28 protein-coding genes and 2 tRNA genes are annotated in these 26,958 nt (G+C 64.9%); 15 read left to right on the forward strand and 15 right to left on the reverse strand.

Annotated features, from left to right (window positions below):
• Positions 1-160: 160 nt before the first annotated feature.
• The 6 genes from OOZ63_RS27680 to OOZ63_RS27705 all read right to left on the reverse strand — a co-directional run bounded on the left by OOZ63_RS27680 (position 161) and on the right by OOZ63_RS27705 (position 5,302).
• The gene (locus OOZ63_RS27680; RefSeq protein WP_266008947.1) at positions 161-787 is read right to left on the reverse strand and encodes a 50S ribosomal protein L25/general stress protein Ctc; all 627 of its coding nucleotides are present in this window, start codon (positions 785-787) and stop codon (positions 161-163) included.
• Between the two features lie 95 nt (positions 788-882).
• Positions 883-1,845: a ribose-phosphate pyrophosphokinase gene (locus OOZ63_RS27685; RefSeq protein ID WP_137943751.1), complete on the reverse strand. Its 963-nt coding sequence runs from the start codon at positions 1,843-1,845 to the stop codon at positions 883-885.
• A gap of 74 nt (positions 1,846-1,919) precedes the next feature.
• Positions 1,920-1,996 (reverse strand) — tRNA-Gln (locus OOZ63_RS27690).
• Positions 1,997-2,036: 40 nt separating this feature from the next.
• Positions 2,037-3,023 (reverse strand): 4-(cytidine 5'-diphospho)-2-C-methyl-D-erythritol kinase, encoded by a 987-nt coding sequence (ispE, locus tag OOZ63_RS27695; RefSeq protein WP_266008948.1) that lies wholly within the window; start codon positions 3,021-3,023, stop codon positions 2,037-2,039.
• A gap of 15 nt (positions 3,024-3,038) precedes the next feature.
• Positions 3,039-3,557: an outer membrane lipoprotein LolB gene (locus tag OOZ63_RS27700; protein ID WP_266008950.1), complete on the reverse strand. Its 519-nt coding sequence runs from the start codon at positions 3,555-3,557 to the stop codon at positions 3,039-3,041.
• Positions 3,554-5,302: a tetratricopeptide repeat protein gene (locus OOZ63_RS27705; RefSeq protein ID WP_266008952.1), complete on the reverse strand. Its 1,749-nt coding sequence runs from the start codon at positions 5,300-5,302 to the stop codon at positions 3,554-3,556. Before OOZ63_RS27705 ends, OOZ63_RS27700 begins: the two co-directional genes overlap by 4 nt.
• A 126-nt stretch (positions 5,303-5,428) precedes the next feature.
• Here OOZ63_RS27705 and mutM point away from each other — a divergent pair, with 126 nt between their 5' ends.
• The 3 genes from mutM to OOZ63_RS27720 are packed head-to-tail and all read left to right on the forward strand — an operon-like array spanning position 5,429 to position 7,622.
• A complete protein-coding gene (mutM, locus tag OOZ63_RS27710) occupies positions 5,429-6,259 on the forward strand; it encodes a bifunctional DNA-formamidopyrimidine glycosylase/DNA-(apurinic or apyrimidinic site) lyase (protein ID WP_266008954.1) in 831 nt (276 codons plus the stop codon).
• Positions 6,244-7,275 carry an A/G-specific adenine glycosylase gene (gene mutY / locus OOZ63_RS27715; RefSeq protein WP_266008956.1) on the forward strand — a complete coding sequence of 344 codons (1,032 nt, stop codon included), beginning with the start codon at positions 6,244-6,246 and terminating at the stop codon, positions 7,273-7,275. The genes mutM and mutY overlap by 16 nt, the downstream gene beginning before the upstream one ends.
• A gap of 38 nt (positions 7,276-7,313) precedes the next feature.
• Positions 7,314-7,622, forward strand: coding sequence for a hypothetical protein (locus OOZ63_RS27720; RefSeq protein WP_266008958.1), 309 nt, complete (start codon positions 7,314-7,316; stop codon positions 7,620-7,622).
• Between the two features lie 3 nt (positions 7,623-7,625).
• Here OOZ63_RS27720 and rapZ read toward each other — a convergent pair whose 3' ends face one another.
• Genes rapZ through OOZ63_RS27735 form a run of 3 tightly spaced genes read right to left on the reverse strand, consistent with a single transcriptional unit; the run spans position 7,626 to position 11,112 of the window.
• Positions 7,626-8,522, reverse strand: a complete 897-nt coding sequence (gene rapZ / locus OOZ63_RS27725; RefSeq protein ID WP_266008959.1) for an RNase adapter RapZ — start codon at positions 8,520-8,522, stop codon at positions 7,626-7,628.
• Entirely contained in the window at positions 8,519-10,237 is a 1,719-nt protein-coding gene (recN, locus tag OOZ63_RS27730) for a DNA repair protein RecN (RefSeq protein WP_266008960.1), read from the reverse strand. The genes rapZ and recN overlap by 4 nt, the downstream gene beginning before the upstream one ends.
• Positions 10,237-11,112, reverse strand: coding sequence for an NAD kinase (locus OOZ63_RS27735; protein WP_266008961.1), 876 nt, complete (start codon positions 11,110-11,112; stop codon positions 10,237-10,239). The genes recN and OOZ63_RS27735 overlap by 1 nt, the downstream gene beginning before the upstream one ends.
• Positions 11,113-11,181: 69 nt before the next feature.
• Between OOZ63_RS27735 and hrcA the strand changes: the two genes are divergently transcribed.
• From hrcA to OOZ63_RS27755, 4 genes are all read left to right on the forward strand, one after another.
• Positions 11,182-12,207, forward strand: coding sequence for a heat-inducible transcriptional repressor HrcA (gene hrcA, locus OOZ63_RS27740; protein ID WP_137943771.1), 1,026 nt, complete (start codon positions 11,182-11,184; stop codon positions 12,205-12,207).
• Between the two features lie 75 nt (positions 12,208-12,282).
• Positions 12,283-12,359, forward strand: a tRNA-Ile gene (locus OOZ63_RS27745).
• 84 nt (positions 12,360-12,443) lie between these two features.
• On the forward strand, positions 12,444-12,602 hold the full coding sequence (locus tag OOZ63_RS27750; RefSeq protein WP_266008965.1) for a hypothetical protein: 159 nt from the start codon (positions 12,444-12,446) through the stop codon (positions 12,600-12,602).
• A 494-nt stretch (positions 12,603-13,096) separates the two neighbouring features.
• The gene (locus tag OOZ63_RS27755) at positions 13,097-13,285 is read left to right on the forward strand and encodes a hypothetical protein (protein ID WP_266008967.1); all 189 of its coding nucleotides are present in this window, start codon (positions 13,097-13,099) and stop codon (positions 13,283-13,285) included.
• A 633-nt stretch (positions 13,286-13,918) separates the two neighbouring features.
• On the opposite strand, the gene OOZ63_RS27760 is transcribed toward OOZ63_RS27755, so the two are convergent.
• Positions 13,919-14,662: an SDR family oxidoreductase gene (locus tag OOZ63_RS27760; protein ID WP_266008969.1), complete on the reverse strand. Its 744-nt coding sequence runs from the start codon at positions 14,660-14,662 to the stop codon at positions 13,919-13,921.
• A 119-nt stretch (positions 14,663-14,781) separates the two neighbouring features.
• Here OOZ63_RS27760 and OOZ63_RS27765 point away from each other — a divergent pair, with 119 nt between their 5' ends.
• From OOZ63_RS27765 to OOZ63_RS27775, 3 genes are all read left to right on the forward strand, one after another.
• Complete coding sequence (locus OOZ63_RS27765; protein WP_266008971.1) at positions 14,782-15,693, forward strand: AraC family transcriptional regulator; 912 nt, start codon at positions 14,782-14,784, stop codon at positions 15,691-15,693.
• A 343-nt stretch (positions 15,694-16,036) separates the two neighbouring features.
• On the forward strand, positions 16,037-16,903 hold the full coding sequence (locus OOZ63_RS27770; RefSeq protein ID WP_266008974.1) for a hypothetical protein: 867 nt from the start codon (positions 16,037-16,039) through the stop codon (positions 16,901-16,903).
• Between the two features lie 10 nt (positions 16,904-16,913).
• Complete coding sequence (locus OOZ63_RS27775; protein WP_266008977.1) at positions 16,914-17,468, forward strand: hypothetical protein; 555 nt, start codon at positions 16,914-16,916, stop codon at positions 17,466-17,468.
• Between the two features lie 381 nt (positions 17,469-17,849).
• Here OOZ63_RS27775 and OOZ63_RS27780 read toward each other — a convergent pair whose 3' ends face one another.
• From OOZ63_RS27780 to OOZ63_RS29340, 3 genes are all read right to left on the reverse strand, one after another.
• Positions 17,850-18,968: an acyltransferase family protein gene (locus OOZ63_RS27780; protein WP_266008979.1), complete on the reverse strand. Its 1,119-nt coding sequence runs from the start codon at positions 18,966-18,968 to the stop codon at positions 17,850-17,852.
• Positions 18,969-19,258: 290 nt separating this feature from the next.
• Positions 19,259-19,558 (reverse strand): hypothetical protein, encoded by a 300-nt coding sequence (locus tag OOZ63_RS27785; protein ID WP_266008981.1) that lies wholly within the window; start codon positions 19,556-19,558, stop codon positions 19,259-19,261.
• 12 nt (positions 19,559-19,570) lie between these two features.
• Positions 19,571-19,894 (reverse strand): helix-turn-helix domain-containing protein, encoded by a 324-nt coding sequence (locus OOZ63_RS29340; protein ID WP_416234794.1) that lies wholly within the window; start codon positions 19,892-19,894, stop codon positions 19,571-19,573.
• A 237-nt stretch (positions 19,895-20,131) separates the two neighbouring features.
• On the opposite strand from OOZ63_RS29340, the gene OOZ63_RS27790 reads away from it, so the two are divergent.
• The 3 genes from OOZ63_RS27790 to OOZ63_RS27800 are packed head-to-tail and all read left to right on the forward strand — an operon-like array spanning position 20,132 to position 22,340.
• Positions 20,132-20,782 carry a hypothetical protein gene (locus OOZ63_RS27790; RefSeq protein ID WP_266008983.1) on the forward strand — a complete coding sequence of 217 codons (651 nt, stop codon included), beginning with the start codon at positions 20,132-20,134 and terminating at the stop codon, positions 20,780-20,782.
• A gap of 17 nt (positions 20,783-20,799) precedes the next feature.
• Positions 20,800-21,276, forward strand: coding sequence for an RNA polymerase sigma factor (locus OOZ63_RS27795; RefSeq protein ID WP_266008985.1), 477 nt, complete (start codon positions 20,800-20,802; stop codon positions 21,274-21,276).
• A gap of 2 nt (positions 21,277-21,278) precedes the next feature.
• Positions 21,279-22,340, forward strand: coding sequence for a FecR family protein (locus tag OOZ63_RS27800; protein WP_266008988.1), 1,062 nt, complete (start codon positions 21,279-21,281; stop codon positions 22,338-22,340).
• A gap of 454 nt (positions 22,341-22,794) precedes the next feature.
• On the opposite strand, the gene OOZ63_RS27805 is transcribed toward OOZ63_RS27800, so the two are convergent.
• Both OOZ63_RS27805 and OOZ63_RS27810 read right to left on the reverse strand, forming a co-directional pair.
• Positions 22,795-22,956, reverse strand: a complete 162-nt coding sequence (locus tag OOZ63_RS27805) for a hypothetical protein (protein WP_266008990.1) — start codon at positions 22,954-22,956, stop codon at positions 22,795-22,797.
• A 30-nt stretch (positions 22,957-22,986) separates the two neighbouring features.
• Complete coding sequence (locus OOZ63_RS27810) at positions 22,987-23,307, reverse strand: DUF1016 N-terminal domain-containing protein (protein ID WP_266008992.1); 321 nt, start codon at positions 23,305-23,307, stop codon at positions 22,987-22,989.
• 526 nt (positions 23,308-23,833) lie between these two features.
• On the opposite strand from OOZ63_RS27810, the gene OOZ63_RS27815 reads away from it, so the two are divergent.
• Both OOZ63_RS27815 and OOZ63_RS27820 read left to right on the forward strand, forming a co-directional pair.
• Complete coding sequence (locus OOZ63_RS27815) at positions 23,834-26,050, forward strand: CHRD domain-containing protein (RefSeq protein WP_266008993.1); 2,217 nt, start codon at positions 23,834-23,836, stop codon at positions 26,048-26,050.
• Positions 26,051-26,512: 462 nt separating this feature from the next.
• The gene (locus OOZ63_RS27820) at positions 26,513-26,860 is read left to right on the forward strand and encodes a hypothetical protein (protein WP_266008994.1); all 348 of its coding nucleotides are present in this window, start codon (positions 26,513-26,515) and stop codon (positions 26,858-26,860) included.
• Positions 26,861-26,958 lie beyond the last annotated feature (98 nt).

Consider the following 26,958-nt stretch of genomic DNA (forward strand, 5'->3'; position numbering starts at 1 on the left):
TGCCCTGGTCTCGACTCTGTCCTTGTACATAGCCCATGACGAACAATGCCCTGCAACTTGCGTTGCAGGGCATTGTCTTCAGGGCTTCTGGTCAGTGCCAGAGTATTGACACGGACTGCGAAGGGCCCTTTGCAAGACTCAGAGAGAAGCAGCGCAGGGCTTACTTCTTGCCCTTCTTCTTGCCCTTGCCGTCGTCGGCCGGGGCAGCAGCAGCCACGATCACCTCTTCGGCGACCGGTGCAACGGCGGTGGCCACGGCGGGGTTCGGCTTGCCGTGGGTCACGACCTTGACGCCTGCGGGCAGCTTCAGGTCATTGACGTGCAGCGAGTGACCCAGGGTCAGGCCGCTCAGGTCCACTTCGATGAACTCGGGCAGTTGCTGGGCCAAGCAGGTGATGGCCAGCTCGGTGATGATGTGGTTGACCGTGCACTTGTCGGTCTTCACGGCCACCGAGTTCTCTTCGCCGATGAAGTGCAGCGGGATCTTCTTGGTGATCTTGGTGGTGCCGTCCACGCGCTGGAAGTCAGCGTGCAGCACTTGCGGCTTGTACGGGTGCATCTGGTAGTCACGCAGCAGCACTTGCGAAACGGCGCCGTTGAGTTCCATCTCGAGGATGGTGCTGTGGAAGGCTTCCTTCTTCATGGCGTGGAACAGCGCATTGTGATCCAGCTCGATCATTGCGGGCTCGCCGGCACCGAAGACGATGCCAGGCACCTTGCCTGCAATGCGCAGGCGGCGGCTCGCTCCGGTCCCCTGCAATGTGCGCTCAAAAGCGACGAATTTCATAACGTACTCCAATATGGATGAGCGCCCGCGACCAGGCTGCTCGGTGATGCAGCCTGTAGCGGCTGCGGCTTTGACGCTTGCCCGAAGGCAGGCGATCAGAAATTGTTGTTCTGCTCGCTAAACAGCGACGTGACCGACTCGCCGTCCGAGATGCGGCGAATCGTCTCGGCAAACAGAAAGGCCACCGACAGCTGGCGGATCTTGCCGCAGGCCTTGGCAGCGTCGGAGAGCGGAATAGTGTTGCTGATCACGACCTCATCGAGCTGCGAGCCCGAGATGCGTTCGATCGCCGGACCTGACAGGATGGGGTGGGTGCAGTAGGCAAAGACGCTCTTGGCGCCGCGATCCTTCAGCACCTCGGCGGCTTTCACCAGGGTGCCGGCGGTGTCAATCATGTCGTCCATGATCACGCAGTTGCGGCCGTCGATCTCGCCGATCACGTGCATCACTTCAGAGACATTGGCGGCCGGGCGACGCTTGTCGATGATCGCCAGGTCGCAACCCAGCTGCTTGGCCAGCGCACGGGCGCGCACCACGCCGCCGACGTCGGGGCTGACCACCACCAGGTTGGAATAGTTGCGGGCCTTCAGGTCCGACAGCAGCACCGGGCTGGCGTAGATGTTGTCGACCGGGATGTCGAAGAAGCCCTGGATCTGGTCGGCATGCAGGTCCATCGTGAGCAAGCGCTCGACGCCGACGGTTTCCAGCAGATCGGCCACCACCTTGGCCGAGATCGGCACACGGGTGCTGCGGGGGCGGCGGTCCTGGCGGGCGTAACCGTAGTAAGGGATCACGGCGGTGATGCGGCGAGCGCTTGCGCGCTTCAGGGCATCGACCATGATCAGCAGCTCCATCAGGTTCTCGTTGGTCGGCGCACAGGTCGGCTGGATCACGAACACGTCGCGAGCACGCACGTTTTGCTGGATCTCGACGGTGACTTCGCCGTCAGAAAAGCGACCGACCACGGCGCGTCCGAGCTCTAGGCCCAGATGGGTGGCGATTTCCTGGGAGAGAACCGGATTGGCGTTACCGGTGAAGAGGACGGTATTGAGCAGCACGAGCGGGCCATCCTTTGAATCAATGGCCCCGTGGCCAGCCCAGCGGGTCCCGGAGGTGAACAACTAAAGAAATTTGGCAGGGGCGGAAGGATTCGAACCTGCGCATGTCGGAATCAAAATCCGATGCCTTAACCAACTTGGCGACGCCCCTACACAGGACACTGCAGAGCTGCAGCACCCTATAACTTTGCTCAGTCTTCAGCCCATCCGCACAGCGGGTGAACGTCCAAACTGCGGCACATCTTAGCAACCCATCCCTGAGGAACCCAGTCGATAGGTAGGTCAGACATACCATCTTTCCCGCTTGCCGCCGTATCCACTCTCGCGAACACCGCGCTGCCCGAACCCGTCATCCGGCTATTGCCGAATCGTTTCTCTAGCAGCTGCAGAGCCTGGACTACTTCTGCGCAGCTTGCCTCGGCCGGTTTTTGCAGGTCATTTCGACCAAAACCATTCGCCAGCAGCGCCACACCTTCTGCATCCAACCTCACCACATCAGCCGCTTGCGACGCCGACAAAACACTCTGTGAATCACTCGATGTTCTGTTTTTGTCTTCGCTGCTATTGTGTGCAGGAAAGCCCGCTACTATAGCCACGGATTTCGATCTTGCCAAGAGGGGGCTCGAAAATATTTGCTGTGTAGAGATGCCGGTGGGCGGTTTGAGCACAGCAAAGCCCAGCGGCGGCAGGGTGATCGGGTGCAGGATCTCACCGATGCCCTCGACAAAAGCACTGCGTCCGCCGATGAAGAAGGGCACATCGGCGCCCAGGCGCAGGCCCAGCGCCAGCAGACGCGAGCGCGGCAAGTTCAGGCCCCAGAGCCGGTTCAGTGCCAGCAGGGTCGAGGCGGCATCTGAGGATCCGCCGCCCATGCCGGCGCCGGCGGGCAGGCGCTTCTCGAGATGGATGTCGGCCCCGAATGCGCAGCCGCTCTCGGTCTGCAGCAGGCGCGCGGCGCGCAGGCAGAGGTCGTCAGCGGGTAGGGCGGCCGCTGCATCGGCGCCGTCATGGCGGGCCAGTTGGCCGTCGCTGCGGCGTTCGAAGTGCAGCGTGTCGGCCCAGTCGACGAGTGCAAAGATCGACTGCAGCAGGTGGTAGCCGTCGGGTCGCTTGCCGACCACATGCAGGAACAGGTTCAGCTTGGCAGGGGCCGGCACATCGTAGAGAGCGAGGGGCATAGCGACAAAAAGGAATCAGCGCTCCAGGCGGGCGCGCAGGGTGACGGCGGGCGCGGCTTGGCGCTTGGCCAGCACCAGTCCGTTGTCGAACTGGGACAGATCGACCGTCCAGCCGAGCTGCGAGAAGCCGCCGCTGGCCAGGGTCTCGCTAACCGCGCCGGGCCAGGGCCGGCCGCGCAGCCAATCGAACAGCGCGGCCACTGGAATCGCCTCGCCCAGCAGTTCGCGGCTCAGCGCATCCAGATCATCGAAGAGGCGCTCTTCCTTGGGGGTCTGCAGCCGCACCTCGGTGCGCGACCAAAACGCGCGCGCCAACAGGCTGCCCAGCGGCGTGCTGAGCTCCAACTGTCCGGCGCTCGGCGAGCCCAGCAGCTCGAAGGCGGCATTGCCGCCCTGGCCACCTTCCACCAGCACCGAGAGTCGGCCGCTGAGGCTCAGATCGCCTTCGGTAGGGATGTGAACAGGCGGGGGCTTCAGACCGGCGCAGGCACTGAGCAAGACCGCCAGTGCCAGGCCGGCCCAGCGTCGGCTCATCGGCCAGCCTTCAGGCGCTGGCGGGTCTCGCGCAGGGCCTCGTTCTTGGGGTCACGCTTGGCGCCTTCTCCCCAGACCTTGCGGGCCTCTTCCTGCTGGCCGCTGACCCACAGCACCTCGCCCAGGTGGGCGGCAATCTCGGCATCGGGCCGCGACTGGTAGGCCTGACGCAGCAGGCGCAGGGCCTCCGCGTGATTGCCCATGCGGTATTCGACCCAGCCCAGGCTATCGACGATGAAGGGCTCGCTGGGTGCGTACTCCAGCGCCTTGGCGATGAGGGTCTTGGCTTCGGGCAGGCGCTCGTTGCGCTCGGCCAGCGAGTAGCCGAGCGCGTTGTAGGCGTGGTAGTGCTCGGGCTTGATTTCCATCACCCGGCGCAGCAGCAACTCCATCTCGTCCATACGGCCTAGCTTCTCGGACATCATGGCCTGCTCGTAGATCAGATCGGCATCGGCTGGGAAGCGGGTATTGGCCTGTGCCAGTACTTGGTGAGCGGCCTCCCATTGGCGGGCATCGCGCAGCAACTGGGACTCAGCCATTAGTTTGGCGCGAGCGTCCTCGTCGCGTTCGCCCGGCAGGGCCTGTAGCAGCGCGCGGCCCTTGGCCAACTGGCCCTGGCGTGCCATCAGCGAGGCGCGGCGATAAGTGACCTCCAGCGCGCGCTGCGGGTTGTCGATGCGGGCCAGCCAGGACTCAGCCGTCTTCAGGTCGCCGCGCATCTCGGCGGCTTGGGCCAGCAACAGCCAGGCCTGCTGGCGGGAGTCCTTGTTGCTGTCCTTGTCGTCAAGCCGCTCCAAAAAGGCCTGCAGGGCTTTCTCGGCCGCTTCCGGGTGACGCAGGTCCAGCTCCAGCGCTCCGAGCACATACCAGGGCTGGCTGTCGTCCGGCCTGGCCTGGGTGACGATGCGGAACTCTCGGGCCGCGTCGGCGGCGCGCTGGGCGCGTGCCAGCGCGCGCCCGTAGGCCAGGCGCAGATCGTGGTGGTCGGGCTTGGCCTGCAGACGGGCGGTGATCAGGCTCTCGGCCTCGGACCTGCTCGGCAACAAATCCAACGCCAGCAGCAGCGGTTCATCGGCCTCGGGGAAGTCCTTGGCCGCGGTCTGGGTCAGACTCAGGGCCTTGTCCGCCTGCTCGGCGCTCAGCGCCAGCCGGCCCTGCACCAGCAAGGCCATCATGCGGGTGGCCGGCTGCTCGGACGCCGCTTCCAGCACCGGTGCCAGCGCGGCATAGACCCGCTTGGGTTCGGGTGCTCGCTGAAACAGGCGCGGTATCGAGGCCAGCACCACGTTGCGTTGCGGCTCGGGCGTGATCGCCAGCATGTTGCGCAGCGGCGCCACCACTTCTTCCGGCTTGTTCAGTGCCACCAGCAGCTGGATCACCATCTGGTGCGCCTCGACCGAGTCGGGGATGGCTTCGCGCCATGCCCGGGCCGCGATCAGGGCCTGGTCGCCGGCGCGGGCCTGCAGCGCGATATTGATGACGCGGCGGTAGAGCTCGCCGTCGCTGGTCCGGCGCGCCGCATCGAGCAGTACCTGGAAGGCCACGCCGGGCTGGCCCGAGCGCAGCTCCATCTCGCCGACCAGCAACTGGTAGAACAGTGGCGCGTCCATATCGGAGTTGCTGGGCGTGGGCGCGCTGGCAGCCGTGCCGGCCTGGGCCAGCGGGCTTAGCAAAGCCAGCACAACAAGGCCGGAGGCCGCCAGCAGCCGGGCCGGGCCGGTCGGGCGAGGGAAGAACTTGGGCATGACAGCTCCTGAGAACAGCGTTCGTGTTGCGCCCACTATGCAAGCGCCACATTGCTGGATTGTTGTTGATTCTAGAAGTGCGCCCTCGGACCAGGGCCATGCCAGAGGCCACTTATCATCCGCGCCATGCCTGAACTGCCCGAAGTCGAAGTCACCCGCCGCAGCTTTGCCGATGCGATCGCCGGCGCGCGCGTGCAAGGTGTGCGACTGGGCAAGCCGCTGCGCTGGCCGTTGGGCGTGGCCGAGCAGGTGATGCTGGGGCGCGAGGTCGGCGCGGTGACGCGGCGCGGCAAATACCTGTGGCTGCCGCTGCACGGCGGCGGCGCGAGCGGCGGCGGCTTGCTGCTGCACCTGGGCATGTCGGGCTCCCTGGCCTTCCAGACGCGGCCGGCCGAGCCTGGGCCACACGACCATTTCGATCTGCGCACCAGCCAGGGGCTGCTGCGGCTGAACGACCCGCGGCGCTTTGGCGCCGTGGTCTGGTCCGAGTCATTGGAGCAGGGGCCGGCGGCCAAGCTGCTGGCCGGCCTCGGGCTGGAGCCCTTCGACCCGCGTTTTGACGGGCCGCATCTGAAAGTCGGCCTGTCGGGGCGTCGTGTCGCAATCAAGCAGGCACTGCTGGCAGGTGACATCGTCGTCGGCGCTGGCAATATCTACGCCTGCGAGGCCTTGTTCCTGGCTGGGATCGACCCGCGCGCCCAGGCCGGCCGCCTGAGCGGCCCGCGCTGCGCGCGTTTGGCCGCCGCGGTGCGCCAAGTGCTCGGCGCGGCGGTGGAGGCCGGCGGCACGACCTTGCGCGACTTCAAGGACGCCCACGGCGTGGCCGGCAGCTTCCAGATGCAGGCTCAGGTCTACGGCCGCGAGGGCGAGTCCTGCCGGGTCTGTCAAACGCCGATACGCCGCATCGTCCAGGGCCAACGTTCGACCTTTTTCTGTCCCACATGTCAAAAGAGATAGTCCTGCCCGCCGACTTTGCCGCTGTGCTGGTGGCCTGGCAGCGCCAGCACGGTCGCCACGCCCTGCCCTGGCAGAACACCCGCGACCCCTACCGCGTCTGGCTGTCCGAGATCATGTTGCAGCAGACCCAGGTGACGACGGTGCTGGGCTATTACCAGCGCTTTCTCGAACGCTTTCCTAGCGTTGTCGATCTGGCCGCGGCCAGTCTGGACGAGGTGCTGACGATGTGGGCCGGCCTGGGCTACTACAGCCGCGCTCGCAATCTGCATCGCTGCGCGGTGGCCGTTGCGCAGCAGCATGGGGGCCTGTTTCCGCCCAGCGCGGCGCAACTGCAGGAGCTGCCCGGCATCGGCCGCTCGACCGCTGCGGCGATCGCGGCCTTCTGCTTCGCCGAGCGGGTCGCGATTCTCGACGGCAATGTCAAACGGGTGCTGAGCCGGGTGCTGGCCTTCGACGGCGATATGGCCAGCAGCGCGCAGGAAAAGCTGCTGTGGCGGCATGCGACGGATGTGCTGCCAACTGCGGCAGCCGATATCGGCGCCTACACCCAGGGATTGATGGATCTGGGCGCCAGCCTGTGCGCCGCGCGTGCGCCGCAGTGCCTGCTATGCCCAGTCAGCGAGCTGTGCCGTGGCCGCGCCGAGGGCGAGCCGACGCGCTACCCGGTCAAGACCAAAAAGCTCAAGCGCGGCCGGCGTGAGAACTGGTGGCTGTGGCTGGAACACAAGGGTCAGGTCCTGCTGCAGCAGCGCCCCGATACCGGAGTGTGGGCCGGCCTGTGGACGCTGCCGATGTTTGATGACGAGCAGGCGTTGCTGAACCAGGCCCAGTTGGTGGGTGCCGAGCTGGAGGTGATGCCCAGGGTGGAGCATGCGTTGACACATTTCGACTGGGTACTGCATCCGCGTCGTGCCGTTCTCGACAGCGCTGCCGCCGTCGGCGCGGGCCGCTGGGTGGCGCGCGAGAAGCTGGCTGACTATGCGCTGCCGGCACCGTTGAAAAAGCTGATCTTCTAGGCGTATGCTGCGCCACCGCATTCCATCCTGAACGCAATATGAAGCCCCTGGTTAAAAGCGCCGTCGAATCCGCCCTGATCGCTCTGCTGGTGGCTGCTTGCTGCCTCTGGTTCCTGGTCTCGGCCGGCACCTCCGAAGACGAGGTCAACGGCGCCAAGATGACCTTGCTAGCCCTCGGTCTGGCGGCCAGCCTGATCGCGCACTGGACTTATATGGCGTTGGCGCTCAAGCGCGACGGCCGGCCACTGCTGGGCTGGATGATGGGCATGGTGCTGCTCTTCCCGGTCGTCACCGTCGTAGCCCTGGTGCTGATGTCGGCCCGCGACGAGGAATCTAGAGCCGTTTGAGTCTTATTTGGCGTCCAGCTCGCGGTGGCGCTTGAGCACATGTCCGTGGCTGGCGAACTGCCTAGCCAGGGTCTCAACCAAATAGACCGAGCGATGCTGGCCGCCTGTGCAGCCGATAGCGACGGTCAGATAGCTGCGCTGGTCTGCCGCGAAATTGGGCAGCCACTGGCGCAGGAAACCGCTGATCTGGCCCAGCATTAGATTGACCTCGGGCTGGGCCTGCAGATAGTCGGCCACTGGCGCATCGCGACCAGTCAGTGGGCGCAGCTCGCGGTCGTAATAGGGGTTGGGCAGTACCCGCACATCGAAGACGAAATCGGCGTCGCTGGGTACGCCGTGCTTGAAGGCAAAGGACTCGAACACCAGGGTCAGTGACTCGCCCTTGACCGAAACCAGATCGCGCACCCAGGCGCGCAGCTGGGCCGCGCGCAAGAGGCTGGTGTCGATCACGGTGGACTCGACGCGCAGTGCGGCCAGCAGCTCGCGCTCCAGCGAGATCGCGTCAAGCAGGGCTCGGTGCGCATCCCCGCCATCGCTGCCCGCGTCGCGTTGCCCGCTGCGCAGCGGATGGGGCCGGCGGGTCTCTGAAAACCGCCGCACCAGGGTCTCGTCATTGGCGTCCAGAAAGATCGAGCGGACCGCGACGCCTTCGGCGCGCAGTTGCTTGATCAGCGGAAGCAGATGCGGCAGCGAGCCCTCACTGCGCACATCGACCGCAATTGCAACCCGACGTTCGCCGCGCTGTTTCTCGACGGCCAGGAAGGGGGTCAGCAGCTCGGGCGGCAAGTTGTCCACGCAGAAGAAGCCCGCATCCTCCAGCGCATGCATGGCTACCGACTTGCCGCCACCGGCCATGCCGGTGACAAGCACCACATCGCTTTGCGGAACTGCGCCACTCATGATTTCGTCGTCCTGTTCTTCACATCTTGGTTGCCGCGCGGCGCCCCCGCCGCCGACAGGGTCAGCATTTCCTGCGCATGAGCCAGGCTGGCCGAGGATAGTCGCTCGCCGCCCAGCATGCGGGCAATCTCCTGCACTCGGGTCTCGCCGGCAATCGCCTGCACCTCGCTGGCAGTGGTGCCGGCGCGCAAGGCCTTAGAGACCAGGTAGTGGTGGTCGGCGCAGGCTGCCACCTGGGGCAGGTGGGTGACGGCCAGCACCTGGCGCTCGCGGCCCAGCTGCTTCATCAACCGGCCTACGGTTTCGGCCACCGCGCCGCCCACACCGGCATCGATCTCGTCGAAGATCAGCGTGCCCGCGCCTTCTTGCTCAAGCTGGCTGGTTGTCACAGCGATCGCCAGGGCGATGCGTGAGAGCTCGCCGCCCGAGGCCACCTTGGCCAGCGGCCGCGGTGTGCTGCCGGCATGCCCGGCCACCATGAACTCCACAGATTCAAGGCCGAAGCTTTGCGGCTGCTCCTGCGCCAGCAAGGCCACCTCGAATGCGCCGCCCGCCATGCCCAACTGCTGCATCGCCTGCGTGACTGCGGCGGCCAGCTGCGGCGCGGCCTTGCTGCGTTCCTTGCTGATGCGCCTGGCCTCGTGCTCAAAGGCGTTGCGGGCTGCAGCCAGAGTCTTCTCCAGCGCGGCGAGATCGCTGGCTTCATCCAGCGCCGCTAGCTCGGCCCGCCACTGCGACAGCAGGGCCGGCAGCTCGGCGGGCACTCGGCGATAGCGCCGCGCCAAGCTCATCCAGGCCGACAGGCGCTCGTCCAGCTCCTGCAGTCGCTCGGGCTCCAGATCGGCGCCGTGCAGATAGGTGGACAGCGTGTGCGCCGCGTCGCGCAGCTGGGCCTGCGCGCCCTGCAGCGCCTCGACCGCTGGCGCCAGGTGCGCGCTGTCGTAGTCCAGCACCTGCTGCAGCTTGTCCAGCGCCTGCTCGGTCAGGCTCTCGGCATTTTGTTCAGCCTCGCCGGAGCTGCCTTCGATGGCCTCCAGCGCAGCCCGCGCGCCCTCGATCAGCGCGGCGGCGTGCGAGAGGCGCTGATGCTCGCTGTTGAGCTCCTCCCACTCGTTGGCGCCGGGTGAGAGCTTGGCCACTTCGTCGATCTGCCAGGCCAGGCGTTCGCGCTCGCGGCCCAACTCGCCCGAGCGGGTCTGCGCGGCTTCTAGCCGTTCGCTGAGCTGTTTCCATTGCGCGTAGGCCTGGCCCAGCGGCGCGGTGTCGAGACCGGCGAATGCGTCCAGCAGCGCGCGCACCGAAGCCGGGCGGGTCAGCCCTTGCCAGGCATGCTGGCCATGAATGTCGAGCAGGCTGTCGGCCGTCTCGCGCAACTGGGCCACAGTGGCGGCGCTGCCATTGATCCATGCGCGGCTCTTGCCCTGGGCATCGATCACGCGGCGCAGCAGCAGGCTGTCGCCCGTGTCGAAGCCTGCCTCGTCGAGCCAGCTGTTCAGTCGGACCGGGCAGTCGAACTCGGCGCTGATCTCGGCCCGGGCCGCGCCTTCGCGCACGACGCCAGCGTCACCACGGCTGCCCAGTGCTAGCTGCAAGGCGTCGACCAGGATGGATTTGCCGGCGCCGGTTTCGCCGGTGAGCACGGCGAAACCATCGGCGAAATCAAGCTCCAGCTCCGGTACGATGACGAAATCGCGCAAGCTCAGTCGGCGAAGCATCAGGACACTCCCTCGTACCAGCGGAGCTTGCGGCGCAAGGTCGCGTAATAGCTCCAGCCTTGCGGATGCAAAAAGCAAACCTTGTGGGCCGAGCGGCGCACCGTGATGCGGTCGCCGTGCAGGAGGCTGGCCAGGCTTTGCATATCAAAATTGACGCTGGCATCGCGGCCGGCCACGATCTCCAGCCTCACCTCGCCCGTGTCGGGCAGCACGATGGGGCGGTTCGAAAGTGCATGCGAGGCAATCGGCACCAGAACCCAGCCCGCGATGCTGGGATGCAGGATCGGCCCGCCAGAGGACAGCGAGTAGGCGGTCGATCCGGTAGGCGAGGCGACGATCACGCCGTCCGCCCGCATATTGGCAACGAACTCGTCGCCCACGTCGACCTTGATCTCCACCATGCTGGCCGTCGCACCCCGGCTGACCACCACATCATTGAGGGCAAGGCCCGAAAAGATCACCTCGCCGTCGCGCCAGACTGCGCCTTCCAGCATCGCGCGCTGCTCCATCTCGAAGTCGCCGGCGAGTATCGGCGCCAGCGCCTCGCGGAACTTCTCAACCGAAATGTCGGTGATGAAGCCCAGCCTGCCCTGGTTGATCCCCACCAGCGGCGTGCCGTAGCGGGCCATCTCGCGGGCAAAGCCCAGCATCGTGCCGTCGCCGCCGACGACGATTGCCAAGTCGCAGCGTGCGCCCATCTCCTCGTTGGACAGGGCTTCGAAGTCGGTAATGCCGGTGTTCAGCGCGGTGTCGCGCTCCAGCGAGACCTCCAGCCCCAGGCCGGTCACGAAGTCGGCGATCTCCTCCAGCACCGGGCGGATACCCCGGGCCTGATGCTTGCCCACGATCGCGACATGTTGAAAACGCTTGGCCATGCGCAGAATTACACCACAGCGATGTGAACACCCGCTGACTCGGGCGCGGTAGTCCGTACAATGAAAACCATGCTCGACGAGCGATCCAAATCACTGCTGAAAACCCTGGTCGAACGCTATATCGCGGACGGACAGCCCGTCGGTTCGCGCACGCTTTCCAAGGCCTCTGGCCTGGAGCTGAGTCCGGCGACGATACGCAATGTGATGGCCGACCTGGAGGAGCTGGGCCTGATCGCCAGCCCGCACACCAGCGCCGGCCGGATCCCGACCGCGCGTGGCTATCGGCTGTTCGTCGACACCATGCTGACGGCCCAGCCCGCCTCCATCGTCGGCGCCGACCTGAGGCCCATCGAGTCCTCGCAACTGCAGCCCGATCAGCCACAGCGCGTGATCGCCAGCGCTGCCCAGCTGCTGTCCAATCTGTCCAGCTTCGTTGGCGTCGTCACCGCGCCGCGCAAGCCCAGCGTGTTCCACCACATCGAGTTTCTGCGTCTGGGCGAACGCCGGGTGCTGGTCATCATGGTCTCGCCCGACGGCGATGTGCAGAACCGCGTGATCTTCACCGCTCAAGACCTGACCCAGCCTGAGCTCGCCGAGGCCAGCAACCGGCTCAATGCCCACTATGCCGGGCTGAGTCTGGAGGCGGTGCGCGAGCGCATCAAGAGCGAGGTTGACGCACTGCGCGGCGAGATCGGCCGGCTGATGAGCGCGGCCGTGCAGGTCGGCACTGAGGCGCTGGAGCATGAGGAGGAGCGTGTCGTCATCTCCGGCGAGCGCAATCTTCTGACGATGCAGGACTTCAGCAACGATATGGGCAGCCTGCGCCGCCTGTTCGATGTGTTCGAGCAGAAGACCCAGTTGATGCGCCTGCTCGATGTCTCCAGCCGCGCCGAGGGCGTGCGCATCTACATCGGCGGCGAGAGCCAGGTTGTGCCCTTCGAGGAACTGTCCATCGTTTCCGCCCCCTACGAGGTCGACGGCCAGGTGGTCGGCACCCTCGGCGTGATCGGCCCCACCCGCATGGCCTACGACCGCATGATCCAGATCGTCGACATCACCTCGCGGATGGTGACGAACGCGCTGTCGCAGAAGTAGAGCGCATATCGGACAGAGACCGCAGCCGCGCCTATACAATGCGCGGCTTCCGGTGCAAGGCCGGTACTCCCCAGGGGGCCGTTAGCTCAGTTGGTTAGAGCAGAGGACTCATAATCCTTTGGTCGCAGGTTCAAGTCCTGCACGGCCTACCACCCTATAAGCATGGGGGCACACCTCATCTTCTCGCTTGCGAATTGGCATGGCTTGCTCCAACATTGTTGAGTGACGGCAGCGCCATGGGAAACGTCGAAGTTGGCGTCGATCTCACAAACGGGATGCGCATCGCTGCGCTCGCCAATGTCGCCGACGATTCCCGGACCATGCTGATTAACGGGCTCGCACAAGCCCGCACCAATGGTCGGTCGGTCATCTCGGCGCTGCCGTCCACCTTGTAGCGCAAAGACTGTTTGTTTGCGAACGCCTGGCCCGCGACAGCGGGGTTGGGAGTCTGATTAGAAGCTTGCCTCAGACGGCGGCTTGATGACCGACTTTTTGGCGGGTTCGCAGCGCGCCACATCGACGACAAGCTTTGCCACAAGCCCGTGTAGTTCTGTGGCTCCCTGCGCAATTGTTCCCTTCCGGATGCACTCAGGGCCATGCCCCGAGACCCTTGGTTTGGTTCATCCCCGTGCATTAACCAGATAGTTGCGATGGCCCCGTCGATGCCAGCCTGGCTGATGAAGCTGTAGGGAGGAGTCAATCACGCAGCCATAGAGGATTTCTGACGTTGGAAATCGTTTCCTACTGGGGCACTGGTGAAATTTGATCTTTACGTCAAATTTCACCTGTCTCATCAATAAATTGACGCAAACATCAATTGCAGACTCTTCAAGAGCTAGTTGCAGCTGTCGCTGCCCGTCGTCGGGCACTGGGCCTACAGTAGGGAGCTGTGGCTGTCCACGTAGGCATCACTGCTGAAACGCTGTCGCGCTTCGAGCGCGGGCGGGCGGCAGAGTTTGGTGCGCGCAAACTTCTGGCGGTCCTGGCCGTGCTTGGCATGGAGCTGGAACTCTTGGCTATCGGGCAGTCCGGCACCCTGGATGAATTGCGTCGCGAGCGTAACGAGGCCAAAGCTTGAAGCTCAGCGTCTACGTCCTGGGGCGTGATGTTGCCTACCAAAAATTATGTCTTCGAGTCGAGGACTCGCCCGGCCAGGCGAGCCCTCGGCGAGCAGTACCGCGTCGCCGCCGTTCAGCTTTGTAGCGACCACGGTGAATTGGCGCGGGCGTGCTTCGATCGCAGCTCCCACCGTCAGCATGTTGATCCAGCTCGCGATGCGGTCGCCGCGCGTGACGCTGCTGGTGCTGGATGTGAAGTCGATCAGCGAGGCCGGCTTTTGGTCTCCGGCGATGGCTTAGATCTGGGTGGTCGACAGGCCGCTGGCGTAGGTCGCCCCAACACCGCTCGCGCACAGCTCCCGACAGCGGTGTTGGGCTGTATGCCTGCTTCCACCGGAGCGCGCAGGGCGCCAAGGTGCGCAAAGCCGTGCAGGCCGCCGCCGCGAAGAATCAATGCGGCGCTCTGCCGTCGTCGATCTGCGTTGCTCACCGGCGCGACGTCGGTTAGCAGGCGGGGCTCAATGCCGACGGGGCCCCGTCGCGATTGCTGGCGCAGCCGAAGATGTCAAGCGCTGACGGGAGCTGGCGACCAGCGTGCCGACGACGGTGAATCGAGATGCCATCATCAGCTCTACGTGGGGCGCTACGGCGAGTCAGGCCGCGTCGGCCAGGGCGACGGCGTCCGCCCCGGCTGCAAAGCGCAGGCGTTCCGAGGTGTCGTTGGCGGCCTGCCAGACCACCTTAGCCACGTCCTGCTCGGTCGTGACGGCCGCCGGCTGGGCGAATGCCGCGAAGATGGGTCCGGCGAAGGGCACGTAGGCCTCCGGGATCAGTCCCTGGATGCGCGCAGCCCCGTTCTCAGCGAAACGGGTGGTAGGGGCATAGCCCGGTTCGACAAGCTTGACTCGCACATCGAAGGCTGCAAGTTCGAAGGCCAACGAGCCGGTCAGTCCGGTGATTGCGGTCTTGCTGGCCGTGTACACGCCGGCCAGGGGCATCGGCGCCAGGGTCACGCTGGACGTTACGTTGACAATGACGCCCGCGCGACGCTGGCGGAATTGCGGGATGACGGCTTGCATCATGGCCATCACGCCAAAGGTGTTGGTCTCAAACACCTCGCGTGCCATGTCCAGCGACGTCGCCTCGAAGGCGCCCACGACGCCGATGCCGGCATTGTTGACCAGCACGTCAATGGGGCCGGCGGCCGCGATGGCCGCTGCAATGCTGTCTGGCTTGGTTACATCGAGTGCCAGCAGGCGCAGGCGGTCCGACGCCGGCAGGAGATCGGCGCGGGGTGTGCGCATGGTGGCGATGACACACCAACCCTGAGCGAGAAAATGGCGTGCGATTTCAAGGCCGTAGCCCGAGGAGCAGCCGGTGATCAGTACGGTTTTCATATCGAGGCCCTTGTGATGGGGTTAAAGAAGACCTCACGATACCGATGTGAAACCGGACTCGATACAGTTGAATATCCTATTTTGTTTAGCCATCGTCCAGTCCATGGAAGATTCGAGCCATGAGTGACCCGCTCGCGGAGGTAGTCCGGCTGATGCGGCCTCGCGCTGTCTTTGCCAACCTCATCAGCGGCAAGGGCGAGTGGGCGGTGCGCTACGCCGAATATGGCCAGCCCAGCTTCTGCATCATGTTGGAGGGCAGCTGCCTGCTGGCGGTTAACGGGCACGAGCCGCTGACGCTCAGCGCCGGCGACTTCGTGCTCCTGCCGTCTACCCCGCCGTTCACGATCTCCAGCTTCGGTCCCGCGCCGACCGTTCATATCGACCCCAAGCTCGTGCCCGGTGGCAATGGCGAGCGGCGCCACGGCGAGCTGGACGGCGAGCCGGACATGCGCTCGCTGGGTGGCGCCTTCCTGTTCGACGGCGCCGACCCCAAGCTGCTCGTTGCCCTGCTGCCGCGGGTGGTCCACGTGAAAGGGTCGCAACGGCTGGCCCAGCTGGTGCCCATGGTGGGCGAGGAGTACGAAGACCCGAAGCCGGGCAAGGACCTCATGCTGTCGCATCTCGTCGGCATGCTGCTCATCGAAGCGATGCGCTGGACGACAGCGGGAAGTGCGCCTCCCGGTCTGCTGCGCGGGCTGGGGGATGTGCGTCTGGCTCCGGTTCTCCAGCACTTGCACGCGGATGTGGCTCGCCCCTGGACCGTGGCTCAAATGGCAGAAATCGCCGCACTGTCCCGCTCGGCATTTTTCGAACGCTTTACACGTACCGTGGGCACCGCACCGATGGACTATCTGCTCGGCTGGCGCATGGAGATTGCCAAGGGTCTGCTGAGCAAGGATCGCTTGGCCGTCGCCGAGGTAGCCGAACGCGTCGGATATGGCTCGACGAGCAGCTTCAGCGTGGCCTTCTCCCGGCATGTCGGGCAATCACCCAGTCGCTATTCACAAGGAGACAGGGAGTCTGGCGGATAGCCCAACTTCGGTTCTGCAGCGGCAGCGGCCGCTCGACGTTGGGCAACCTAGACGTGGCCTGGGCGCGAGATTGGGCGCCGGTCAGCGGTCATTGGCGAGGGCCGGCAATCGACCCGTTGCAGGCGTTCGTCCTCCCGAACTCTCTGTCGGAAAGCTGCCGGTCAACGTGGATATTCAGCGTGTGGCGAAGCTGTTCGCTGCAAAACACGGCTAGCCGGTGCAACCGTTCGATACTTCCGCCGCCACCCCGATTCATCCCCAACTATGGGGTTGACGCCCACCTCCTCCGATTGCACTTTCCGCCATTGACCGGAGGAATACTGTGCCTACCAGACGTCACATCATGATCGGATGCGTTGCCGCACTGGCAAAGCCTGAGCGCGCGCAACCCTTTGGGAACGATCAACCGGCTTTGTTGATCATTGACGGCCCTGCAGGCGACATTGAAGACACGGTGGCCCGACGAATCGGCCCTCAGTTGCTCATCCCGTTGAAACGCCGCGCGATCCAGTATCAAATCAGCACGGGGGAGGGCGGGGTCATTACTGTCAAGAATAGCGCCCGGGATGGCTCCACGCTCCTGATTACCAATGACGCGGCCATTGCGTTTCGACAAAAGTTAACACCGATCGCGCGGATCGTCTCCGTGCCTTACGTACTCGTCACTACCAAAGGGCTGACCCTCAAGTCGCTTGCCGACATCAAGGGCGGCCCCGAAGTCCTTCTCCTTGGACGCCAGGCGCCCCGGATCTTGGCCGGGCTCCGATTGCCGGCTTTCAGTGTTAGACGTTCCGCGCAGAGCCCGATTGATGACGTCTTGCGCCTCGTTGCATCCGGCAAAAAAACAGTGGCCATAGTGCCCAAGCCCCTGGTAGTCGCTTCCTATATGCTCCCGGCCATACAGATCCATGAAGCATCAGACTTCAAGCTGGACCGACCTGGCACTGCTTTCGGGTTCGTCGGGCTGTTCGGGCCGCCAGAGATGCCGAAGGGTGTCATTGAAAGCCTCGAATCGGCAACGAAGAAGGCGACGGAGGACTCGCAGTTCAAGAAAGATATGGATCGCTTGGGTCTGGTTGCCGATTTCGCTGCTTCCACGGATTTTCGCAAGCAGCTGGAAGCTACCTACTCGGTAAACCAGGACTCCTGCAAGAAGAAGGATACCTGCGAGGCTGACAATCAATGCCCTCGTCCCTGCCCGACCAGTTAACGGGAGTCTCATGGCATCTGCAGCGCTCGCGAGGATCAAAGGGGTGTGGGCCTGGGCCGGCACGAACAAGGACCAGCTGACGCTCCTGCTGGCCTTGGTCGCCGGGGTGGTTACGCTGCTGCAATACACGTCAGCGGTTGACGATGCGCGCAGCAAAGAGACCCTCAAGTACGTCGATCGATCGCAGTCCGAGCACATCGGTAAGGCGCATACGACGCTGAATGCCGTGATGCTGGACAAGGCGTTGCGCGACGAGTTCGACAAGAAGCTGATCGCCGCCCTCAAGCCGCCCCACGAACTCAGCGCCCTTGATGCTTTTGTGTCCAAGCATGGGCTGCGCGAGCACGTACTTACGCTTGTCGACCTCTACATGAACCTCGCCGGATGCGTCAAGGCGGGCGTCTGCGACGAGAAGCTCGCCTGCGACTTCTTTGTCAGCGACATCACAGGCCTGAACAACACTTACCGCCCCCTGTTTGAGAAGATTTGGAAGGAGCGATCAGGACAGAACTACATGGACGGGCCGATGCAGTTCGTGAAGACCTGCAATCGTCATGCGAAGTGACGACTAAGATCGACAAAACGATTCTCCCACCTGACGGCCTGCGCGCCTCAACCGGCGCTTCCAGGACCAGGCTTTGGATGATGATTACCATCCATGTTCGACTGCGGCTCGAACATGGCTAGCCAAGATGCCCAGAAGCTGCCTGCGGCGGCCGGCTGCTCCTGGCCGGGTGCGGGTGCCCGCTCCGCCAACGTCATCGCCTGAGAGCAGTCGCTCAAAGATCGCGTCCTGAACGGCCGCTTCAGGGCGAGCAATTCCGAAAGCTGGCGGGCTCGACCCGGCCACGAGCGGGTGCTTGCGAACGGCAGCTTCGCCGTCGCCTGCTGAACGTCCACAGCGCTGAGTCGCAGCGGCATGTGGGTGCAGTGTCCTCTGCCCACGTCAGAGCACGCGCCGTGCGCCAGGCACTTTCAGAAGCATCGCCGCCACCATGAAAGATGCGAGCACGCCGGCGCTACCGATGACCGCAAACTTAATGAGCGGCGGCAGCGGCCAGTTCGCCGACGCCACTGCGAGCGCGACCAGAATCGGCGCGTGCACGATAAACGCGCCATAGGCCTGGCCGCTCCACGCCTGCCAGTGGGCGCTCGGCCGATTGAAGCGCGCTCGGAAGACCACCAGCAGCCCAGCGATGATCCCCCAGGCGACCATAGGCTCCCAGAACGCATACACCACTGCGGGCATGCCGAGACCGCCGCTGAAGTTGACAGGCTTGCCTTCGAGTCCGCCGGCCAGGGCCGCTGCCACAAAAAGGATCGGCATCGTGGCCAGCGTCACCCAGCCCCACTTTACGGCCTTCCGTCGATCCACACGCTCAAGCCAGCGGTGCCGCCATGCCATGGCGCCGAGCCCGAAGAGAAAGACGTAGGAGGCGAAGTAACCCAGTTGCAGGCCGAACACGTCCTGCCCGACGGGCACGACTTGCCGCAGCGCCAGCGCGGCCGCACCTACCGTGATCGCCGCGGCCAGCCATGCCAGGGACGAGGGCAACGCCCGTGCAGGGTCGGGCGCGGGTTCGGGCCGAACGAGGCGCCAGCCCACGAAAGCCAGCGAGAAGATCAGCAGACCCCATGCGAACCACAGCGGGCCGATCACGAAGGTGCCCCCGGCAAGCTGTTCAAGCCAGGCGTCGGCAAAGCCGCGGCCTGCCCGAACGTCGGCCAGCGCCACCGTCAGCGGACCCAGGACGAAGCCGAAGACCAGCAGCGGCAGACCCAGCCGCAACACGCGGTCGCGCGCGAAGGCGCGCAAGCCCTTGCGTGCCAGCGACGCCGGGGTGAAATAGCCTGCGAGGAGGAAGAACATGCCCATGAAGAACGACTGGTTCACGGCGCAGAACATCGTCAACAACAGGCTCGAGGCCGTGCCCGGGTCGCGAACCTCGCGGTAAAACCAACCCCCGCTGCCGCCATAGGTGATGGCCGTGTGGTGAAGGATCACCAGCAGGGTCAGCACCACGCGCAGGCGATCGATGAAGTCGGTGCGTTCAGCGGTCGCCATGCCTGCTCGTCGTTGGTCTTATTGGGGGCCGACTTCAGGGTGCGACTGCGTGCCATGCCCACGGGCCGGGTGCGTGGCGGCATGGGCGGCCATAGCCGCCTCTAGGTGCCGGTGCCATAGCAGCCAATTGTAGAGCAGACCGGCAACACCGTTGATCAGCCAGGTGTGGGTTACGACCAGCCGCGCGAGCTCCACCTGCGCGGCCAGTACGGGCGGATGGCCGCAGCGAAGAGGCCGGCCGCGAGCACGACCTCACTGCCCATCGCGAGACGGTGCCGCCGCACCCACCATCACCGGCCGCTTTTGAGCGTCGAGTTCAGCCCCGCGAATGTCGGTTCAGGGTCGATCGCCGGCCCTGGTGAATGACCGCTGATGGGCATCGAATCCAGCGCTCGTGTCGCGATGAGTTTCAGGAGTGGCGACCGGCTGCTCACAGCCTGTTCCTGAAATTTGATGCCGCTCGATTCAGTGCGATGCAACTGCCTCTTTCGACCTGTTGCGGCGGTCGGAAACAGCCTCCGGTCTAACAGCCATGGGGAATGCCGCAGGGCCGCATCCGATGTCGACAACGCCGAGAACAGCAAGGGCACCTGTGTTCATCCTCAAGTGACATTGCTCGCACGTCCTATTGCGCGTTCGATTGCATCCACTAGGCTTGCCGCAGGTTGACCGAATGCAGAGGCGCACTTGAGCAGAACGGATAACGACGGCTGGCGCTCTCCGCGTTCGAGCTTGCCGTAGTAGGAGCGGTCGACTCCTGCCTGAAGCGCCAGCGCGTCCTGGGCGATGCCTCTTTCCACCCGCCATGCTCGCAACACCGACCCGCAGGCAACAGCTACAACGGGGTCAAAAGAATCGGCGCGCGGAGACGGTCGGACCGACGGCGTCTTGGGCGAGGAAAGGGCTTTGGTCACAAGCCATAGCATTTCCGCGGATACGTCTAGTTGGCCACGGCATATATGCCGTACACTTGCCTGCCGGCATGCCTTTCCTCGCCGGTTGGGGCAGTCATGCGAAGCACTCGATCTGGACAAGCCCCGAGGAATCGGGGCGTTCTACGGTTGTGTCCAGTGGGGCAAACGGAGGGCGTAGATCCTCGGCAACTAGTGCCATTGTGTAGGCGCTACGCCAGTGCTGATTTCGATGAACAGCATGTCGAAGTGATGCCTGTCGATGGAGCTTCGCACGACCAGAAGGTGACCTGGGCGGTAGGCGTGCTGGCAGACAGCGACTGGGAAGCGCTGGGCGTCTGGGATGACCTTGACTGCCGGGGCGTCGACAAGATCTCACTGCTGTGTGCGTCCGATGCTGATGCCCAGACCGTGTGCCCGGGGATCAAGGTGTTGCCACCGTTCCAGCGGATTCTGGGTCAGGGCGATGTGCCTGCTGCTTCCAGCCTGGGTGGGCTCCGCGCTGAAGCACGGCGTACCGTCCGCGAGGCCTCGGGTGTTCGTGCAGCTCGTCTTGCGCTGGAGCGCCTGCTGGCTGGTTCAGGGCCGGGCAGGGCGACCGTGTTGGCGCCCAACTGGCCCGAGGTGCTTGATGGGCTTCGGCCGTTCTATGCGCTGCGCCCTCATCGCCGGGCCTTGGTGCGCGCAGGCGACGAGTACCTGGAGCAGCTGGGGCATGGCTTGCGCCGCGCCGTGGCTCGCCATGGTCCCTTTGCCGATGTTGCCGCGGCGGTGTCGTTCGTGATTCAGACGCTGTCTCGGGACGAGTTGCGGCTCAAGTTCTCCATGCTGTCTGGGTTGGCTCGGCCCAGGCGGCGTGTTGTCGGCGCCGATGCAGCCGGCTTGGCGTCACTGGGCCACTGACCCTGGGAGGGTTCATCATGAAGAAGCAATTGCCTGCGGTCTTCTCCCGCATCCGTTCGGTGCTCAGGCGCCGTGGGACGACCCAGGAGACCGATGACTACATCCAGGAGGCCTTTGCACGTCTGGCCAGCTACGAGCGAGAGCAGGTGGTGCTGGAGCCCGAGGCCTTCCTGATGCGCACCGCGATCAATCTGTCCATCGACGCCCACCGGGCGCGGGTGGTGCACGGCGAGCAAGTGGTGCTGGAGGAAGTCATCCTGGTGGATGACGCGCCGCCTGTTGAATCGGTGGTGCTGGGCCGGGAACGGCTGGCGCGGCTGGAGCAATGCCTGGGCCGCCTGGGCGAGAAGCCACGCGAGATCTTCCTGGCTCACCGTGTCGATGGCCTGACCTACCGGGAGATCGCCGACCAGCAGGGCTTGAGCATCAGCACGGTGGAGAAGCACGTTGCCAAGGCGACGATGCAGCTCATCACCTTGATGAAGGACTGGTAGGCGTGCGTTCGAAGGAGGAGCGGGGCAGTGCAGAGGAAGGCTCCGAGCCCCTGGTGACCCAGGAGATCGCAGCCGAGGCGGCAGTGTGGATTGCGCGGCTGCACGGGCCACACCGATCCCACCTCATGGAGCGCGAATGCAGGACCTGGCAGGCCAAATCTGCCGCACATCGCCTGGCCTTCGAGCGCGGGACGGATCTGTGGATGGAGGCGGCGGGCGTAGACCGGGCGGCGGTGGCGCGTGCGGCGGCAGACCGACGCCCCGAGCCGGCTGCAAGGGAAGGGCGGCGCTTCAAGCCATGGCCCCTTGCAACGGCACTGACGACGATGCTTGTGGCCGGTGTGCTGGTCTTCGGGCCTTGGTGGGGCGGGGACAGCTACGACACCGGCGTGGGCGAGCAGCGCCTTGTGATGCTGCAGGACGGCACGCGCATGTCGATGAACACCTCGACGCGGGTCAAGGTTGAGCTTGGAACCTCACGGCGCACCGTGGAGGTTCTCGGCGGCGAGGCGCTGTTCGAGGTGGCCAAGGACGCGAGCCGGCCGTTTGTCGTGCGAGCAGCGGGTTCGGAGGTGACGGCCACGGGCACGGCGTTTGTGGTGCGCTACACGCCGGCCATCGAGGGCCGTCCAGATGCCTTGGACATCACGCTGGTCGAGGGCAGGGTGGTGGTGCGCGGCGCGGCAGAAGGCTCGCCCTCTACCGAGTTCGTGCCGGCCGTGGAGATGGTGCCGGGGCAGCGCCTGCGCGTTGCCGGGCGACCTCGTGGTCAGGCGGGAGCGTTACCCAAGCCGAAGATGGACAGGCCGCAAGTGGACCAGGTGCTGGCCTGGAAGCGCGGAGAGGCGATCTTCGACGATGTGTCGCTGCTCGAGGCTGTGGCCGAGATGAACCGCTATGCCGCGATGCCGATCCGTGTGGCCAGTACGGACGCGCTGGGCAGCCTGCGGATCAGCGGGGTGTTCAAGACCGGCGACAACGTTGGCTTCGCGCGGGCAGTGGCCGAGCTGCATGGGTTGGCCGTGCGCGAGCGCGCGGACGGGGTGGAGCTGCTGCCCAAATAGTGGGACTGCTTGATGGCAGCGATCATGCCGCCGTCAACCCGCCGTCAGGTGGCTGGCGCTTGCCGGCGCCGGCCGGAAAGCGTGGCGTCAAGGCGCTGTGAACCTTCGATCGATCCAGGCATCGTTGTAGATCTGACGCCAGGCGAGCGCCTACGCGTCTCCGGATGACTGCTGGGCTATGCCTGCAATAGGACGTCCAGGGCAAGGGAAAGTGCAAGGCCGTACCGTTCTCGGGCGCTCCCGCATCGTGACAAGACATGTGACTGTCGAAGAGATGGCGAACTCCCTTCGGAGCCGGGCAAAGCGGACAGGGTCCTCGAACCGCAGGGGATCCAGGTAGTAGTCATTGCCGCCGATGACCAGGAGTTTTTTTGAGCTCCACAAAGGCAAAACCTCGGCCCAGCTCCAGTATGAAGGCTTCGAGCTGGCGCGGGATGGCGGACTCCAAATCGGTCTACTCGTGGTCCTGGTTCAGGCCGAGAAAGTCCAGCAAGTAGGGGACCTTAAATACCTGGGCAGCAGCAGGCGTCGGCAGCGGCGCCGCGCCGAGCTGGGCGCTGGAGGTCTCACTGCGCTCGACGGCCTTGCGTTCGACCTGGCGGCGTAGCTCACGCACGCTCCAAGCCTGCTCGGCGCATTGCACGGCTTAGCACTGCCGGGCGGGGGCGCTCTTGAGGGGCAGCAGCCCCAGCATATGGCTCCAGCTCAATTGTCGCGACAGCGTTGCGACAATCTCGGCCTCGGGAAAGGCCCGGGCAAACTGACGCATGCGGTGCAGGTTGTTGGACTCGAAGCCACGGCTGAATTCGCTGGCCAGCCGCGTACCCAGCTCGCTGACGACGCCTGCGCCGTAGGCGGCGCGCTCGCCTTTCAACAGCTCGACCTGGATGCGCTGGCCCACGGTCCAGTACTGGCGGGTCAGCTCGACGTTGGCCGAGATGAACCGCCAGAGCGCGACGCCGATCACGGCGGGCCCCAGCCTGGCTGGTGCTGCGGAACAGCGGCTTGTTCAAGACCGGCGACAGCGCTGGCTTTCGCAGGCGGTGCGTGAGCCGCGGCTCGCGTCGATCAGTGTGGCCAGGTGCGCACGAGAGCCACTGGGCAGTCCCACTGTATCGGCCCCGCAGGATCGACCATGCCTAAGTTTGCGAGCCCGCAGAGTTTTGAGCTGCTCATCCCAGGTGCTCATGGCTGCGGCTGGTTCGAGGCTGGTGAATAGATCGTTGGCTAGGGAGATCGTCCCCCCTTGGACGTAGGGAGCCATCGCCCACTCCATGGTAATCCTCTGTGAAGCGGGACGCATCCCGGCCTGAGCTTGGTCCGATGCGCCAGGAATAAGGACGTGGGGCTTTGCGTCAACGCCTTTGCGACCCCCAAGAAACACCGATCTTGTCCCACAAGGACGGGGCCACCTGCCTGGGCTGCGCTCGCACTTCAAACCCCGGTGTCGCGATCGGCCGGCGTTGCCCTTGACCACCCAATGAGGAAAATCCATGCAAGTCTTGTCATTTGTCACTTGGCGGGCCGCCACCATCGGCCTGCTTGTCGCGAGCCTCGCGGCCTGCGGAGGAGGCGGCGGCGAAGCCGCGCCGCCCGAGACCTTCCAGGTTACGTTGACCGGAGACCAGGAGGCGCCGGCCGCAGTGGCGACTGCTGCCCTCGGGAAGGCAACGCTCACTTTGGACCGTGCAACGCGCACCGTTAGCGCTACCGTTGCCGTCGATGGACTGATCCCGACGGCAGCGCACATCCATGCGGCAGCGCCCGGCGCCACGGGGAGCATTGTTTTACCTCTCGCAATCGCAGGCAACACTGTGACGCTGGCGCCAACGGCATTGAGTGCCGAACAGCTCGTTGCGCTGGACAGCGGAGATCTCTACCTCAACGTGCATAGTGCGGAACACCCGGAAGGCGAGATTCGCGGGCAAATCGGGCGAGAGGTCTATGTCGCGCGGCTGACCGGATCGCAAGAAACCATGCCTGTGGCGAGCCCGGCATCCGGCATCGGCCGCTTGGTGCTCGATGCGAAGACTGGCGCGCTGAGCGGCGAAGTCGAGCTCACTGGCATTGATGCGACCGCGGCGCATGTCCACACCGGCGCGCTTGGCGGCGATGGCGCGATCCTGGTCACGCTCGAGTCGCATGGAAGCCACGGCCACTACAGCGTGCCAGCTGGCACCGTGCTCAAGCCCGAAGACATCTCCAGTCTTCGTTCGGGCCGCCTGTACTTCAACGCACACAGCTCTGCGCACCCAGGTGGGGAGATCCGCGGCCAGATCGGCCGTCGAGTCTTTACGGCAACGGCCGACGGTGCACACGTGGTGCCGAGCACCAACTCGGCGGCTGTCGGCCGTGGCTTCGTCACCTACGACCCCACCACTCGCGAGCTTCAGGGACGTCTGGCGCTGAAGGGCGTCAGCGCCAGCGCGGCGCAGATCCACCAGTCTCCTGCCGGCGTCAACGGGAGCAAGATCGTAGCCCTCGAGCCTGTGGCCGGCAGCAGCGACTGGGTGGTTCCTTCAAGCGCGATGGCCTTGAGTCTGGAGCAGGCCAAGGCCTTGCTGGCTGAAGGTCTGCACTACACGGCCCATTCCACTGCGTTCCCGGCCGGCGAGATCCGCGGCCAACTGCGTGTGGCGGCCGATGATGCCTCGCCTTTGATGCGCATCGTCTCGCCTGTAGCCGGCGCGTCCGTCGCGCGGGGTGCCGGCTTGCCAGGTGCGGGCAGCTTCGACGGTGCGGGCTTCTCGATCAACCTTGAAGTGATCACGCGAGATGCGCATAACGTTGCCGCCGAGGAGGGCCTGGACGTCCGCAATACCAGCCTGCTTGGCAAGTCAAACCCGAAGCTGCCCTCGCTGGTGGTGACCGTCGATACGGACCTGATCAAGCCTGACGGCACGATCATCCCGAAGGATACAAACCTGGCGTCGCTTTTCAACGTCGCCGGCAGCGATGACACACCGGGCGCCGGCATCACGCTGTGGGCAGGCTGGCATGTGCTGGAGTCATTCCCCTCGGGTACAGGCACCGTCACGATCACCGCCAGCGTGACCGATGCGGTGGGTCGTGTCGCTACTGATCGCGTGGTGTATCGAGTGATGTCGGACAACACGTCGGGCCAGTCGCTGACGCCACAAGCAGCGGGGGCACCCGGAGACGATCTCCCAGACGCCGACGGTCCCGAGGTGACGATGATCGCCCCGCGCCCGGGTTCGAGCGTCTCGACTGGCCCGCTTGACGCGGCGCCGACTCCGCCTGCCAATGCCTCGCTGATGTTTATCCAGGTCTCCGCACTCGACCGTAGTGGCGCCGGTATCGCGGTCAACGAGAACGGCGAAGGCAAGCCAGATGCCCAACGCGGCACCATTGTGGACGGTAGCCAGATCGCAGCCAACGGCCCGAACCGCAACTTGTCGGGGCTGCACTTCAGTTTTGACGTACCTCTGAAGCAACCCAACGGCAATACGGCTCCTGCCGGCCAGAACCTGGCGCCGTTGTTCAACATCGTCGGCAGCGAGCGCGATCCGCAGGGCGTTCGCGCCACGGCTAGCTGGGTGGTTGGCGGTTCGCTGGTCGTGCCGGCTGGCAAGACGACGGTGACGGCGGTGGCGCGCTGGACCGACAATGCTGGCCGCACAGGCAGCGTGTCGAGCACCTTCGGCGTGAGTACGACTAGCAATGGCCAGGCACTGACCCCGCCGTTCTGAGCATCAATCTTGAGGGTGCTTCACGGTGCCCGAAAAGAGTGAGTGGCGGCCGGTTCTCGTCCACCGACGGGAGCCGGCCGCTCGGCATCTGGCGCAGCAACTGGCGGCCACGCGTCACGCGCTGGAGGCCGCTGCGATGGCTTCTGCGATCGGACTTGGGCAGCGCGTCATCGTGGCTCGCGTGGCCTGCAGGCCGGGCTAACGCTGTACTGCCGTGTTCGACCTCGCCTGTGAGGCGGTCCAAGTCGGCGCGCGCCTTTGATCGCGCGTCGACATCAATGCGGAATAACTGGGCCTTCCCCTTGTCTACAGAGATACAGGGCCGACACGAGTGCCCCCCGCAGGCAGGTACAGAGGCCGAGTCGGGGTCTGAACTTCCGATCGGCTCCTGCACTGTCGCTCCTTCATCTGGAGTGGCGGGCGTCTCTTTCAACCGCTCTCAATCCACTTAGGAGTTTCACCATGAATCTGAAGAACATCACCTTCGCCGTGTTTGCCACGCTCATCGGCACCGTTGCCATGGCTCGCGATAGCCAGGCTGTCGGCGAGGATGTGAGCAAGTACCTGCCGAAGTCTGGCAGCCGCGCCGAAGTCCTCGCGGATCTACAGGTCTACCGCCGCTCGGGGCTCGCTGAGTTTGATCGCGGCGAGTCTCAGGATTTGTCCGGCAGCGCTTACATCCAGGCGCGGGCGCGATACATGGCGCTGCGCGCGTCGCCTGACTTCAAGGCTCTGGTCTCCAAGATCGCACGCGAGCGTGGCGAGGCCCTAGCCACCGCCGGCACGGGCTCCGGTGCAGTCCTGCAATGACGGCATAGCCCCACAGGTCTTGAGGAAGAACGAGCTGCCCATGGGTCTTTCGAACGCTAGTTCGCGCTCCGTGGGCAGCCTCTCAGGGCACCGATCAG

This window comes from Paucibacter sp. PLA-PC-4, assembly GCF_026241155.1.
Classification (GTDB): Bacteria; Pseudomonadota; Gammaproteobacteria; order Burkholderiales; family Burkholderiaceae_C; genus Roseateles_E.

Coding starts and splice junctions, on each gene's coding strand:
- OOZ63_RS27760 (WP_266008969.1), bottom strand. CDS start 14,662: ATGAAAACCGTACTGATCACCGGCTGCTCCTCGGGCTACGGCCTTGAA.
- OOZ63_RS27795 (WP_266008985.1), top strand. CDS start 20,800: ATGAAGAAGCAATTGCCTGCGGTCTTCTCCCGCATCCGTTCGGTGCTC.
- OOZ63_RS27705 (WP_266008952.1), bottom strand. CDS start 5,302: ATGCCCAAGTTCTTCCCTCGCCCGACCGGCCCGGCCCGGCTGCTGGCG.
- ispE (WP_266008948.1), bottom strand. CDS start 3,023: ATGCCCCTCGCTCTCTACGATGTGCCGGCCCCTGCCAAGCTGAACCTG.
- OOZ63_RS27820 (WP_266008994.1), top strand. CDS start 26,513: ATGAATCTGAAGAACATCACCTTCGCCGTGTTTGCCACGCTCATCGGC.
- OOZ63_RS27770 (WP_266008974.1), top strand. CDS start 16,037: ATGATCGGATGCGTTGCCGCACTGGCAAAGCCTGAGCGCGCGCAACCC.
- OOZ63_RS27765 (WP_266008971.1), top strand. CDS start 14,782: ATGAGTGACCCGCTCGCGGAGGTAGTCCGGCTGATGCGGCCTCGCGCT.
- OOZ63_RS27700 (WP_266008950.1), bottom strand. CDS start 3,557: ATGAGCCGACGCTGGGCCGGCCTGGCACTGGCGGTCTTGCTCAGTGCC.
- OOZ63_RS27720 (WP_266008958.1), top strand. CDS start 7,314: ATGAAGCCCCTGGTTAAAAGCGCCGTCGAATCCGCCCTGATCGCTCTG.
- OOZ63_RS27790 (WP_266008983.1), top strand. CDS start 20,132: ATGCCTGTCGATGGAGCTTCGCACGACCAGAAGGTGACCTGGGCGGTA.
- recN (WP_266008960.1), bottom strand. CDS start 10,237: ATGCTTCGCCGACTGAGCTTGCGCGATTTCGTCATCGTACCGGAGCTG.
- mutM (WP_266008954.1), top strand. CDS start 5,429: ATGCCTGAACTGCCCGAAGTCGAAGTCACCCGCCGCAGCTTTGCCGAT.
- OOZ63_RS27815 (WP_266008993.1), top strand. CDS start 23,834: ATGCAAGTCTTGTCATTTGTCACTTGGCGGGCCGCCACCATCGGCCTG.
- OOZ63_RS27735 (WP_266008961.1), bottom strand. CDS start 11,112: ATGGCCAAGCGTTTTCAACATGTCGCGATCGTGGGCAAGCATCAGGCC.
- rapZ (WP_266008959.1), bottom strand. CDS start 8,522: ATGAGTGGCGCAGTTCCGCAAAGCGATGTGGTGCTTGTCACCGGCATG.
- OOZ63_RS29340 (WP_416234794.1), bottom strand. CDS start 19,894: ATGCTATGGCTTGTGACCAAAGCCCTTTCCTCGCCCAAGACGCCGTCG.
- OOZ63_RS27680 (WP_266008947.1), bottom strand. CDS start 787: ATGAAATTCGTCGCTTTTGAGCGCACATTGCAGGGGACCGGAGCGAGC.
- OOZ63_RS27775 (WP_266008977.1), top strand. CDS start 16,914: ATGGCATCTGCAGCGCTCGCGAGGATCAAAGGGGTGTGGGCCTGGGCC.
- OOZ63_RS27780 (WP_266008979.1), bottom strand. CDS start 18,968: ATGGCGACCGCTGAACGCACCGACTTCATCGATCGCCTGCGCGTGGTG.
- OOZ63_RS27750 (WP_266008965.1), top strand. CDS start 12,444: ATGGGAAACGTCGAAGTTGGCGTCGATCTCACAAACGGGATGCGCATC.
- mutY (WP_266008956.1), top strand. CDS start 6,244: ATGTCAAAAGAGATAGTCCTGCCCGCCGACTTTGCCGCTGTGCTGGTG.
- hrcA (WP_137943771.1), top strand. CDS start 11,182: ATGCTCGACGAGCGATCCAAATCACTGCTGAAAACCCTGGTCGAACGC.